Consider the following 13,432-nt stretch of genomic DNA (forward strand, 5'->3'; position numbering starts at 1 on the left):
AGGCACGCCGCCAGCGTTCGTCCTGAGCCAGGATCAAACTCTCAATTTAAAAGTTTAATCTTTTACTCATTACAATTGACTGACATTATTTCTTAACTTCTGTTTAATTTTCAAAGACCAATTTTTCGCTTGCCATCTTGCGACAGCTTACTTAGTATATCATTTGAATTTCTTCTTGTCAACAACTTTTTGAATTTTTTAAATCTTCTTAAATTCTTTAATTTGTTGTTGTCTTATCGTCTCGCTCGACGACAAGGAATATCTTATCACAAATATTAACTCAGTTATATGTAATAAACTTCATTTATTTAAGTTATCATGTGATTACTTTGTTTTTCTCTATTTTACTTATCAATTCTCATGTTGATACGCAAGGACAAGTATACTTCATTATATAAAAAAGTGTGGCATGCTTTTCTTATTTCAACCGCTTCGTTGAGCCTAATAGCTTACACTCAGTTTTAATTAATAGTTACTAGATTCTATGATTTAAGTATTAGTAAATAATATTTTACTTTATTAAAGCATTCTTAACTATCATCTAAAAACATATTTAATATTGAATAAAAAATCTTTTCATGAAAATAATCTAAATAGAAAGCAAAAATATCTTTTCTAAGCAGTAAACAATTAACCTTACATGTAGCTATATAATTTTGGAATTATTTACCTTACTCATAATATTAAAAACGAGGTGGTCGTATGCTTAAAATTTTTGGAAGATTAGTTGGACTTAAAGATGATGATTTAAAATATGATAGTGAAGCTTTAGTTTTTACATTAATTGGTATAGCTTTTTTTATGATACTGGGTATATTTAAGTCAATAACTAAAGAAGATATACTTACATTACAACTAATCATACAAAATATATTCACTCTACTATATTTAAATACAAACTTTGATTTTTCATATATATCAAATATAGCAGAATACCAAAACGACTGTTTATTATCCATAATATACCTTTCAATAGCTTTTTTAATGGTAATAAAATTTATTATTTTAAAATTCATATGCAAAATAGGTTTAGATAAACACGGAGTTACAAACACCAGCTTACAGAAAAAAGCGTAAAACTTATATAAGTCTTACGCTTTTTTTAGACGCATCAAATTTGTGCTTGATGTTGCTATTAATTTATTTTCTTTATTGTAAGCTTCTCCTGTCATATGAATTATAGTTTTACCCTTTAACTTCATATATACAGTTATTATAAGCTCATCGCCTAAAAATATAGGTCTTTGATAACTCGTACTTATATCTATTGTTGTAGCTGGTATTAAATCTTCATGCAAACAACAAAATGCTCCAAAAGCATTGTCAAAAGCTGCTGTAATAAATCCACCCTGCATACACTTAAGTGGATTTAAAAATTGTTCTAAAATTGGAAAAGCTACAGTAAGTCTTTCATTTCTAAAAAAATCAATATATCGAGGTTCCATTATTTCTAAACAATTAATAATACACTCTTCTTTTCCAAATTCCATACACTTATTAATATTATATTTTATAATCTCTTCAATATCGTTGTATTCTTTCATTTCATTAATCTCCTTTTGATTTATCTTATACGTTCTAATTTAATTTCAGCTCAAATATTTCATTAAACTCCCTATTTTCATCTATATCAAGCTGTTCAAAAGCTTCTTTTATATTTTCGAAAGTTTTCGTTCTTAAATAAAATGTATTTAATGATATATTCTCTCTATTTAATGTTTTTTCAAATTCAGGAATCAATAGCTTGTCTAAACATTCTACTAACCAAACTGTAACCACTTTTTCATCTATAAACTGTTTATTATGGAACAGTTCATGTTTAATTAATAAATCCTCATATTCACACTCATCTAATATCAATTTAAAAATAGCTAATAAAACATATTTACCTTGTGTTAAAGGATAATACCTTTTTATCTTTTTATGTAAAGTATCTTTTTTCTCTTCATATATCTCATATGAATTAAATTTGTTTTTAAAAACAGATTTAAACACTCTAGATTTTTTTATTAATTCCTGTAACTTTTCAAAGTCTTTATTATCAACATTAATACCTGATATTATTTTTAATATTTTATTATAATTTTTTGTCTCCTCTTCTATTATAGAAAATATATTATAAGCTATTATCATCTCTTTTACTTTATTATTAGTAATATTATTTGCTGAAGTTCCAAAAAGGCTTGCATAAATTTCATTACTGTTTAATATATACTTAGCTCCAACTTCTTTTGCTGAAGGTTCTCCTAAATAAGCTCTATAAAGACTACATAATTTTTCTATATTTAATTTTTCATCTTCATATTTAAATTCAGATAACTTCTTCCCTAACATTATGTGAGTTTCTTTTTTTATGTACGTTCTTTCTCCTCTTTTTATTTCATAGAAATATCCGTACTCAGCAAACTTCTTTTGAAGCTTAATTTGTTCAGAAGTATTTGAATAAAAATCTCTTATTTTAACCGCATTTTGTGAATTATTATACCTTATCACGTTCATAGCAAATTCTGAATCATGCTTGTCTGATTGTATTAGTCTAAATAGAACCCTTAAACTTTTAAACTCATTTAAAGCTCTTTCTTCTGCTTTTTCTTTATCTTTTAGTTCTCTTTTTAACTTGTTTAATGTTTTCTTATAGGCTTCATATATAGCTTCAACTGTTTGAGCTCCATTTATAATCTGAGGATACTCTACTCTAATGATTTTTGTATTTTCTTTGTACTTATAAGACTTACAATTTACAGTTATTCCATTATTATAGAAGTAAAAATTACTTTTATTAGTTAACGCTGTTTGTGTAATACTTTTATTTATTTTGTTAGTGCCAAGACTAAATCTAACATTTTTTTCGAATAATCTATATTTATAATTTTCTCTAAGCTTTATTAATTGTTCTCCAGTTATTATAGATATTATAGTATGATATCTACCTATCTTCTCATCTATAATATTAGGATCTGGTTTGTAATTTACTTTTATTTCAAAAGCTTCTGGTGTTGTAAAATCCATTTTAGAATCATATTCTTCCCATTGTTCCTTTATCTCTTTCAACCCAAAATACTCAAAAGAAGTGTTTTCATCTTCATATGAATAAATTATCTTTCTGTTTTCTGTTGGTAAATATCCTAGATGAAAAAAATAAAATTTTAATTTATATCCTTTATTTTTAGCAGTTAAATATTCTGCAGCTATCTCTCTTACCTTTTCATTTCTATGGTTATCTATATATTCATTATTCTCTAGCTTATTAGGTATGTCGTAAAAATAAGAAAGCCATTCTTTCTTGCAAGGTTTTATTTGTTTTTCACTTAAAGCAGATTTACATTGAACAAAAATTATTTCCTGAAGCTCATCATTAACAAAAAAACCATCAATAGATTCATCATTTTGCTGTAACCCTTCAATAGCATTAAATAAATTATCATCAGATAATCCAAAAAATATTTTCATTACCCAATAAGGAAAACCTTCTGTTAAATCATTACTATATTCATCACTTTCCTGCCTAATTATCTTAAAAAACTCTTTATCAGTCATTTTACCTCTCCTAAATAGATATCTATTATATTTAGATTTCTTAAATTATATTTTAACATATTTAAAAGCATATATAAAAAACTGCTATAATAACTTTGATAATAGTTTTTTAGTTTTTTCTATATAAATAGTAAAAATACGTATATAATATTTTATGACTATTTATTTAAAGTTTTCGTGATTATAATAATGACCTTAACTATTACACTGCCAATTTCCAGCTATATTAGATTTTAAGCTTTAAATTCTGAAACTTATAAGGAGGTTTTTAAAATAAATACTATAGAAAATTTGCGTTTAAGAATAAAGGAAATAACAGAAAATTATAAAGATGAAGAAATTGGAGGATGGATTACAGGAGATGGTCCTATTCCTTGTGACATTTTATTTGTAGGAGAAGCTCCTGGAAAAACCGAGGTTGAGCAAGGTCGTCCTTTTGTTGGTATGGCTGGTGAAACCTTTGAAAATTATTTAAATTCTATAGGACAATCTAGAGATAAAATTAGAATAACAAATACCTGCTCCTTTAGACCTATAAAAACTAAGGAAGGTAAAACTGGAAGAGTCACTATAAGTAATAGAACACCAAAAGTTTCTGAAATAAAACTATTTAAGGAAATCTTGGATGATGAAATAGAATTAGTGAACCCTAAACTTATTATTACATTAGGAAATATTCCACTAAAAAGACTTACAAACTTTAAGAGTATTGGAGAATGTCATGGGCAACTTTACTTTAACCAAGAACTTCAACGACATGTTTTCCCTATGTATCATCCATCAGCTCTTACTTATAATAGAAATGATGAATTTAAATCTATGTATAATAAAGATTGGCTTAAACTAAAAGAAACATTGAAAACTCTATAGTTTTCAATGTTTCTTTTAGTTTATAATTCTTCAAAGCATGTTCTTTTTAACTTTTTCTTATTATAGTTGAATAAAGATACATTCCTATACCTACAAACCAAAATATAAATGCAATCCATTCAGAAATACTTAATTTAAACCCTTTTGCTATTGCTGTACCAAGAAACAAAACACTAACTATGAAACCAAAGATTTTTAAGATTTTATTTACACTATTACTCATAAATTTTTCTTCTCCCATAATTAATTTTTATTTTATTTTTTATGTAAATAATAATCCCCGCTATTAGTCCTCCACTTGTATCAATTAAAACGTCTCTAAAAGCAGGTCCTCTACCTGGTACAAAGCTTTGATGAAATTCATCAGAGCATGCATATAAAAATATTATACCTAATACTGTGATCATCGTTTTTTTACCAAGCTTTTCATTGTTTAATGCATTATATAAAAGAACATATAGTATAAAATACTCAGTAAGATGTGCCGCTTTTCTAATTAAAAAATCGCTCCATTTTCCAAGTAAACTGCTTAAATCTATTCCTAAATGATTTAAAAGGTATATGACAAATTTATTATTCTCATCTGATAAATCCGCAGGTTGATTTGAAAACATAAATATAATAATCATCCATAAAACAACCAACCCCAACTTTAAGTATTTCTTTTTCATAACCTTTCCCTTTCATCTTAATTTTTTCATTGTATAATCCATCACTTTGAATTGCTAGTATCAGCTCACTAATAAAATACGTCAACTCTCAACTAAACTTGTTTGTCTAAATTAATTTTTTAATTAATTTTACTGTATCTTCTACGTCTTTTAAAGAAATCATTTCTCCTATTGTATCCTTATATCTACATGGAATTCCTATCATTCCAGTTTTGATTCCTCCAACTTCTTTATGTATTAATCCACCTTGATTTTTACCATCATCTATACTATATTGAAGCTTAATATTCAACTTTTCTGCTGCTTTCTCTATATTTTCTTTAATCTCATGATCAATCACAAGGCCTTTATCAAAAATTGAAGTAACTGGTCCACCTTCAACTTTAATCTTCCCTTTTGCTCCTATCGTATCTCCAGTTTTTATAGAACCTATTACTATGCACATATCTGGCTTTATTTCAAAAGCTGCTGCCCTTGCTCCTCTATATCCTACTTTATCTTCAGCTGTAAAAACAAAATAAAGTTCTTTATCTGTACTTTCTAATTCTTTTATGATTTGAAGTAATGCATAGCATCCTAATTTATTATGTAAATTTGAAGCAATTATCTTATTTTCAACTTCTAATTTATTTCCTATGAATTCTGCTATATCACCTTCATTAACCTTTTTTAATGCTTCTTGTCTGCTTGAAACTCCAATATCTATAAACAAATCATTTTCTGAAGGTTTATCTTTTGCTGAACCAATTCTTCCTAAAACTCCATTTTCAAACCTAGCAAAATTACCAACTAAAGTTTCATATGAAAAATCTCCTACTGGTGAAACTCTTATAAGTCCATTATCTTCTATGAAAGTAGCCATAACTCCTGAATTATCCATAGATGTACAAAGCATAACCTTCGTGTCACCAGAACCAAGCTTAACTATTAGATTTCCCATTTTATCTTCTTTTATTTCAAAAGGGCTTGCCATACTATTTAACTCTTCTTTAATAACTTCTCTAACTTTCTGTTCTCTTCCACTAACTGAAAAAGTATCTAATAATCTTTCTAATAATCTTTCTAATACTTTATCCATACTGTTTCACACCTTTCTCTACATTAAAAGCTATAAACTTTTCAAGTAATTTGTAACTAATTTTATAGTATTGTTATAATCCTCTAAACTGCATACTGAAATCGATGAATGTATATATCTGCACGGTACAGCTATTGCTGCTGGCTTTACTCCTTCACCACTCATAACAAAAGCACCTGCATCATTACTTCCTACTGAAGTTCTTCTTAATTGATATGATATATGATTATCCACTGCCACTTTTTTCATTTCATTTATAATATCTTTATCGTATATGCTAGTTTTATCTATTATCGAAATAGCTGGACCTTTTCCTATTTCTGTACTCATTAAATGCTTTTGAATTCCTGGCATATCTGCACACACAGTACCTTCAATAGCTATTGTAATATCTGGTTTAATATCATAAGCTGAAACATAAGCTCCTCTCATTCCAACCTCTTCTTGAACATTAAATACTGCATAAAGATCGCAATTGTAATTTTCTTTTAATAGTTCAATTAAAATACTGCAGCCTATTCTATCATCAAAAGCTTTTCCTTTTATAAGTCCTTCTCCAAAATGTCCAAATTCAGTAGTAAATACTGCATATTCTCCAAGTGGAATTAACTTTTTTGCTTCTTCTTTAGACTTTGCTCCAATATCAATACAGCATTTACTAATTGGGATGTTTTTTCCTCTTTCTTGTTTACTTTGAAGATGTATAGGCTTTAATCCTATAACTCCTGGTATCTTATCTTTACCTATATTCACAACTTTACTTGGAACAACTTTATTACTTATTCCCCCAAGTGAAGTGAATTTTAATGTACCATCGTCATTATAGCCAATTATTATAAATCCAACCTCATCCATATGTGCATCTACTACTACTTTTTTTTCACTGCCCTTTTTATGAGCTATAATATTACCCATTCTATCTACTTTTATTTCATCCACATAATCCTTTATCTCATCTTTTATTATCTGTCGCACACTTCCCTCATATCCAGAAGGACCTGCTGCATTACAAAGTTTTTGTAAAACCATTTTAAATAATCTCCCTTCTGTTAAAAACAAACTATTTTCTGCAGTTCTTCACTATTTACCTTTTCTATAAGTTTAGCTATTATTCTTCCTGTATTCTTTATATCATCCATATTAATCATTTCTACACATGTATGCATATATTTTATTGGAATAGATATTAAAAGAGTTGGAATACCACTTCTTGTAATCTGTATATCCCAAGCATCAGTTCCTGTATTCCCTGGTTCTACCTCTATTCCATAAGGAATTTCATATTCTCTAGCAAGCTCCATAATTTTTTTATTAAGTTTTGGATGCAAATTAGGTCCAATACATATAACCGGACCCTTTCCTAAATAATTTTCTCTATCTATATCTCCCATAGTTCCACTATCAAAAGTTACATCTATAGCAATAGCTATATCTGGGTTTATACTATAACTTGCCATTTTAGCTCCTCTATGCCCTACTTCTTCCTGACATGAACATACAAAATAAACATCCAAATCATGATTAATAGTTTGTAATTCCTTTGCACAAGTATACATAGCCACAATTCCAGCTCTGTCATCTACAGCTTTACATGATATATTATTATTTAATAATTCTACAAAGCTTCCTTTCAACGTTACAAAATCTCCAACTTTAACTAATTTTTTTAGTTTTTCTTTACTATAACCTGTGTCTATTAATAAAGCATCTGGAGTTACAGCCTTATTTTTTTCATCATCATTCATTAGATGAGGAGGTTTAATTCCTATAATACCTAAAATTCCCTCTTTACCATGCACAATAACCTCTTGAGAAACTAAAGTTTTTGGATCAATTCCAACGGGCTTAAACTTTAAAAACCCGCCATCACATATATCTGTAACTATCAGAAATACCTCATCTGCATGAGCCATAAGCATGATACTTCCTTTACCTCTACCTTTTTTATGTACAATTATATTGTTCATATTATCTATAGAAACATCTCCAAAAGAACTGAAAACTGCTTCTATCTGTTGATATATTAAATGTTCTCTACCACTTGGAGCATGAGATAGACATAGTTGTTTTAACAATTGCTTATATTCCATATTTTCCTCCTATTATATATAAAATCCATATACCTTATTATACAATAAAAAATAAAAACCTACATTTTTTAATTGTTGGAATGAATTTTTATAATTATTTATGACTTATTGTATATTTTTCTAAAAACTGAGCATAATCTTAAGTAAACTTAATATTTAAAAAGTCGCGTAAATGACTCCCCCCTGAATCTAGCGCGGCTTTTTATCCTTTTAAGTTAAAAATGTGCTTTTCTGTTTTATATAAGAATATGCACAACTAAAAAAGACATGTAGGATTGTTAATATTAGCAATCCTACATGTCTATATTATATTTACTTCTTTTTTCTTTTTTCAGATTTCACCGCTGCACTTATACAAAATCCTAATCCACCATAAAGTAATACAACTCCACAAATAAGCATTATAATTGAACTAGTTTCCACTTATTGTCTCACCTCCTGAATTAACATCTATCGTATCATCTTCTATTTTAAGCATATCATCATTTGGCCAAGGTTTCTTACTTAAGTACATACCTATTACAAATATGCCTATTGCTATAACCCATCCGAATATAATACGTGCAGCTAGCGGATGTCCTCCATATGGTTCTCTTAATTCTGTAATTACATTTGTTATTGTCATATAACCAAGTAAAATTGGAGTTATATATTTTAATAATATATCCCACCATTTTCCAACATGAAAATCGGAATATTTGTTTACTTCCACACGCATCTTTTCTACTTTATATACATAACTTAAAACTATAACTTCTATAAGCCCTATAAGTGCTATACCATAGCTTCCAGTAAAATGATCAACAATATCTAAAATGTGTACCCCTGCACCAGTTGCAAATAACATACTTGCACAAAATCCAATTAAACAAACATTTCTTACTAACTTATCTCTTGAAATATGAGTATACTTATCTAATACAGCTGATGTAAAAGATTCCACCATTGATATACTTGAAGATATACCTGCAATTATTAAGCAAAAGAAAAATCCAACTCCTATGATTGCTCTAACTATAGGACCACCTGGCATTAAATTAATAGCATTTGGGAAGGCTACAAAAGCTATTCCAGGACCTGCTTGAATAATCTTACTCATTGGAAGACCTGATGCATAACATGCATATCCTAGTGTACTAAATACACATAACCCTGCTAAGAAATCAAAACTTGCATTTGCAAAAACTGTTATAAATGCATTATTTACTATATCAGATTTCTTAGGTAAATAACTTGAATATGCAACCATAACACCAACAGCAAGTGTAGATGAGAAAAATACTTGTGCATAAGCAGCTATCCATATCCTACCGTTAGCAATCTTAGAAAAATCAGGCTTTAAAAACCAGTTTAAGCCACTGGCTGCTCCTGGAAGTGTTAATCCTCTTATTGTCATTAATATCATTAGTACTGCTAAAGTTGGGGTAATAAACTTACATGCTCTTTCTATACCACCAGATATACCTTTTTTAGTTATATAATAGTTAACAAACCATACAAGGGCAACTGCAAGAGCTACATACCATCTTATACCACCAAAATCCAAAGCACCGCTGCTAACTTTTAAAAATTCACCACAAAAAAAAGCATTAGGGTCACTTCCCCAGCCCCCTTTAAAAGCTAGTATAAAATAATCTATACTCCAAGAAATAACAACAGAATAAAAAGTAACAACTATAAGTGGAATCATTACAGGCCACCAGCCAAGCCATTCCCATTTTCTGCCTAACTTTGCATATGCCAGTGCATTAGCTCCTCTCATTTTACTTCCAAACCCAAATTCTAGTATCATTAATGGAACACCAGCTGTTAATAATGCTACAAAATACGGAAATAAAAATGCTCCTCCACCATTAGCATAAGCTGTATATGGGAATCTCCATAAGTTTCCTAATCCTACCGCTGCTCCTATAGTTGCCATGATAAATCCAAACCTAGACCCCCAAGCATCTCTACTTTGATTTTCCATTAATTTTCCCCCTCAAATTTAATTATTATCCAAAATTAAGATAATTATTTAACTAGCTTTATTACTTCCTATTATATTAAAGATTATTTATTTATTGAAATAATTTTAACATTTTTAGGGATAATTTTCCCTTATTACAATCAAATAATAACATAATTGAGAAAAAAATTATAAGTGGTAAATATATAAACACTTCTATATTTACCACTTGCTTATTTTATATGTATTTAATTTTCTTGCTCAACATCTGATTGAGTATTTTGTAAGTTTTCTTTTGCTTTTTCCTCTGATTCATTATCTACTTGTTTATTTTGTAATTCAGTACCTATTTCGTTATTTTCAATAGCCTCTTCATTATTCTTATCAATTTCAGCACTTTTATTTTCAACTTCATCATTTGAAGTTAAAGCTATTATCCCATCAGTTATAGCTTTTGCAATTTTTTGTTGATATGAACTATCACTCAAAAACTTATCTTCTTCTGGATTTGACATAAATCCTGTTTCAATTAATACAACAGGAACAGTTGACCAATTAAATCCTGTTATATCATCTCTTTCTACAATTCCTCTATTTCTCATTCCAACTTGATTTGTTAACGTATTTAATATAACTTTACCAAATAATCTACTTTGATAATAAAAATCTTTTGCGTATTCATTATTAGCTGGAACAAGCATAGTAGCTCCTTTAGCTGACTTGTTTTCTGCCGAATCAGCATGTATTCTTATAACAAGTCCTGCATGAGCTTCATTACCAACTTTTGCTCTTGCCGTATTACTCATAGGTTTATCATTATCAGTTTTTGTCATAATTACTGTATAGCCCTTTTGTTCTAATTCTTTTCTTAATTTTAGTGCTATTTGCATATTTACAAGGTATTCCGGAGCTTTAGTTGCAACACCTTCAGCGCCTCCTGTTTGTTTATACTTTAACTTTGAAGAATTAGGTGCCATAGGCTCTTTGTCAAGGATAGGTTTACTTGCATGTCCTGGATCTAGTACAATTATTTTATTTTTCAATTTATAATCTATGTTAGGAATTTCTTTCTTAACACTTTTTTTACTTGATGCACTGGTTTTACTTGATTTAGGTTTTTTTACTTCTTTACTAACTTTTACCTCTTTCTTCTCGATAGGTTTATCCACTTCATCACTATTTTGTTTCTTTGTATTTTCTTGTTTAGTTTCATTTATACTTTCCTTTTTTTCTTTATCATTTTCCTGCATCTTTCCAGCAGTTTCTATATTTTTAGGACCTGTAACTAGCTTCATATTTTTATTTGAAGCCTCCTTATTTCCACAAGCTGAAAATATCATAACTACTGATACAATTAATAATGCTGCTTTTATTTTTCTCATAGCTTTCCTCCTAAAGTAACATAATTTATAGTAATTATATGATTAGTTCATTTAACTTTTCATAATTACTTAACACACTATAATATAATATACAATATTAATTTTACCATAACTCTTCACAAATTTTCCATAAATAAAAATAAGCTTAGTACAATACCAAACTTATTTTTTATCTACTTTCCTGTTTGCTCTATTTTGTTTAACTATCGGAGTCTCAAAGTAGACGCTTGTACTTGGGAACGCTGCCGAAACTTTTTCAACTTCTAATATATCCATTATCTTAAAATTTACATCTTCTTTTATTTCTAAATATTTAGCCCAATCTGAAGTATTTGTAAAACAATATATAAATATATCTAAACTGCTGTCACCAAAATTATCAAAGTTAACCAAAATAAATTCATTATCTATTTGTGGATGTTCTATAAGCATAGCTTTAATTTTATCTACACAATTTTTTAACTGTTTTTGTGAAGTATCATATGTAACTCCTAAAGTAAAAGATATTCTTCTTAAATTTCTTTTACTCCAATTTATTATTGATGAATTTGCTAAAGTAGAATTTGGCTCAGTAACTAAACCCTTATCTAAAGCTCTAATTTTTGTACTTCTAAAATTTATATCTTCAACTATACCTTCCACATTAGGTGTCTTTATGTAATCTCCAATTGTAAAAGGCTTATCCAATATAATAACTAATCCTCCAAAAAAATTTGCAAGTGTTTCTTGTGCCGCAAATGCAAATGCAAAACCCCCAACACCAAGTCCAGCAACAAATCCATTTATGTTATGTCCCCATTCATCTAATATAATACTAAGTGTTAAAATAACAATTATAAATCTCATTACTTTTGATAAGAATGGAAAAACAATTTTGTCCAATTTAAAATTAAGTTTTTCAGATAATTCCTCATATAATATAGATTGTTCTATTGTTAAATTATATCCTACCCACGCAATTAGTATGATTATAGCTGAATTAAATAAATGATTTATAACTTGTGATTTAGAAAGATCATATAAAAATCCTTTTCCTAAACATATTATTGCAAAATAAATTCCTAATACAATAAAAAACCCTCTTATAGGTTCTCTGAACGCTTCTAATAGTTTTTTATCTAATTCTGTTTTTGTTTTATGAGATATTCTTAATAAGAATTTTATAATATATTTAGTAAACACCTTTCTCAATAGTAAGAATAAAAAGAATAGGCCCATACTTATTATTATATATTTTAATGTATATTCATTTGTCCTTTTACTTAAAAAATCTATTTTTTCTACTGCATTGCTAAATACTTGCTGTATATCATTCATTTCACCCCTCCTATACTATTATTTTAATAAATTTGGCACTCCCACTCAACAACAAAGAATAATAGTATATATTGCTAAAATGATTTTATATTTTAGTTATTAAAATTTCATATAAATCAAAAAATTAAAAAGCATCTCTAAATAGAGATGCTTTGGTGATCCACCGGGGAATCGAACCCCGGACAACTTGATTAAAAGTCAAGTGCTCTACCGACTGAGCTAGTGAATCAGATTACCTGGCAGCGACCTACTCTTCCACATCGTCTCCAATGCAGTACCATCGGCGCTTTGAAGCTTAACCTGCGTGTTCGGAATGGGAACGGGTGTTACCTTCAAGCCATAGCCACCAGATGACATATTTCTTAGAAATATGATACTCTTCAGTTTAACTGAATGAGTTTCCATCTGAAAGAATTATTCTTTCAAAATTACACAGTGATATTTATTTGATCAAGCCCTCGACCTATTAGTATCGGTCAGCTGAACACGTTACCGTGCTTACACCTCCGACCTATCAACCTGGTAGTCTTCCAGGGGTC

General features: G+C 28.6%; 13 protein-coding genes, 1 tRNA gene and 2 rRNA genes. 2 read left to right on the forward strand and 14 right to left on the reverse strand.

Translation table 11 applies throughout. The annotated features are described in order from the left end of the window. Positions 1-702: 702 nt before the first annotated feature. Positions 703-1,077, forward strand: coding sequence for a hypothetical protein (locus OW763_RS16460; RefSeq protein ID WP_268042659.1), 375 nt, complete (start codon positions 703-705; stop codon positions 1,075-1,077). 14 nt (positions 1,078-1,091) lie between these two features. Here the strand turns inward: OW763_RS16460 and OW763_RS16465 are convergent, their stop codons facing one another. Beyond that, entirely contained in the window at positions 1,092-1,544 is a 453-nt protein-coding gene (locus tag OW763_RS16465; protein WP_268042661.1) for a PaaI family thioesterase, read from the reverse strand. Between the two features lie 34 nt (positions 1,545-1,578). Further along, positions 1,579-3,537, reverse strand: a complete 1,959-nt coding sequence (locus OW763_RS16470) for an AIPR family protein (protein ID WP_268042662.1) — start codon at positions 3,535-3,537, stop codon at positions 1,579-1,581. Between the two features lie 273 nt (positions 3,538-3,810). On the opposite strand from OW763_RS16470, the gene OW763_RS16475 reads away from it, so the two are divergent. After that, complete coding sequence (locus tag OW763_RS16475) at positions 3,811-4,407, forward strand: uracil-DNA glycosylase (protein WP_268042680.1); 597 nt, start codon at positions 3,811-3,813, stop codon at positions 4,405-4,407. A gap of 46 nt (positions 4,408-4,453) precedes the next feature. Here OW763_RS16475 and OW763_RS16480 read toward each other — a convergent pair whose 3' ends face one another. The 12 genes from OW763_RS16480 to OW763_RS16535 form a co-directional block, all read right to left on the reverse strand. Further along, a complete protein-coding gene (locus tag OW763_RS16480; RefSeq protein WP_268042664.1) occupies positions 4,454-4,630 on the reverse strand; it encodes a hypothetical protein in 177 nt (58 codons plus the stop codon). Then, positions 4,623-5,078 (reverse strand): VanZ family protein, encoded by a 456-nt coding sequence (locus tag OW763_RS16485; protein ID WP_268042666.1) that lies wholly within the window; start codon positions 5,076-5,078, stop codon positions 4,623-4,625. Before OW763_RS16485 ends, OW763_RS16480 begins: the two co-directional genes overlap by 8 nt. A gap of 106 nt (positions 5,079-5,184) precedes the next feature. After that, entirely contained in the window at positions 5,185-6,156 is a 972-nt protein-coding gene (locus OW763_RS16490) for a peptidase M42 (RefSeq protein WP_268042668.1), read from the reverse strand. A gap of 30 nt (positions 6,157-6,186) precedes the next feature. After that, positions 6,187-7,185: a M42 family metallopeptidase gene (locus OW763_RS16495; protein ID WP_268042670.1), complete on the reverse strand. Its 999-nt coding sequence runs from the start codon at positions 7,183-7,185 to the stop codon at positions 6,187-6,189. A 20-nt stretch (positions 7,186-7,205) separates the two neighbouring features. After that, positions 7,206-8,246: a M42 family metallopeptidase gene (locus OW763_RS16500; protein ID WP_268042672.1), complete on the reverse strand. Its 1,041-nt coding sequence runs from the start codon at positions 8,244-8,246 to the stop codon at positions 7,206-7,208. Positions 8,247-8,558: 312 nt separating this feature from the next. Further along, entirely contained in the window at positions 8,559-8,669 is a 111-nt protein-coding gene (locus tag OW763_RS16505) for a MetS family NSS transporter small subunit (RefSeq protein WP_268042674.1), read from the reverse strand. After that, positions 8,659-10,215, reverse strand: a complete 1,557-nt coding sequence (locus tag OW763_RS16510) for a sodium-dependent transporter (RefSeq protein WP_268042676.1) — start codon at positions 10,213-10,215, stop codon at positions 8,659-8,661. Before OW763_RS16510 ends, OW763_RS16505 begins: the two co-directional genes overlap by 11 nt. Positions 10,216-10,442: 227 nt before the next feature. Continuing rightward, on the reverse strand, positions 10,443-11,576 hold the full coding sequence (locus OW763_RS16515; RefSeq protein WP_268042677.1) for an N-acetylmuramoyl-L-alanine amidase family protein: 1,134 nt from the start codon (positions 11,574-11,576) through the stop codon (positions 10,443-10,445). 162 nt (positions 11,577-11,738) lie between these two features. Then, complete coding sequence (locus OW763_RS16520) at positions 11,739-12,893, reverse strand: mechanosensitive ion channel family protein (protein WP_268042679.1); 1,155 nt, start codon at positions 12,891-12,893, stop codon at positions 11,739-11,741. Between the two features lie 153 nt (positions 12,894-13,046). Then, positions 13,047-13,122, reverse strand: a tRNA-Lys gene (locus OW763_RS16525). 5 nt (positions 13,123-13,127) lie between these two features. Next, positions 13,128-13,244, reverse strand: a 5S ribosomal RNA gene (rrf, locus tag OW763_RS16530). Positions 13,245-13,339: 95 nt separating this feature from the next. Continuing rightward, positions 13,340-13,432 (reverse strand): 23S ribosomal RNA (locus tag OW763_RS16535); the annotation flags it as partial.

Source organism: Clostridium aestuarii (assembly GCF_026735135.1).
Taxonomy (GTDB): domain Bacteria; phylum Bacillota; class Clostridia; order Clostridiales; family Clostridiaceae; genus Clostridium_H; species Clostridium_H aestuarii.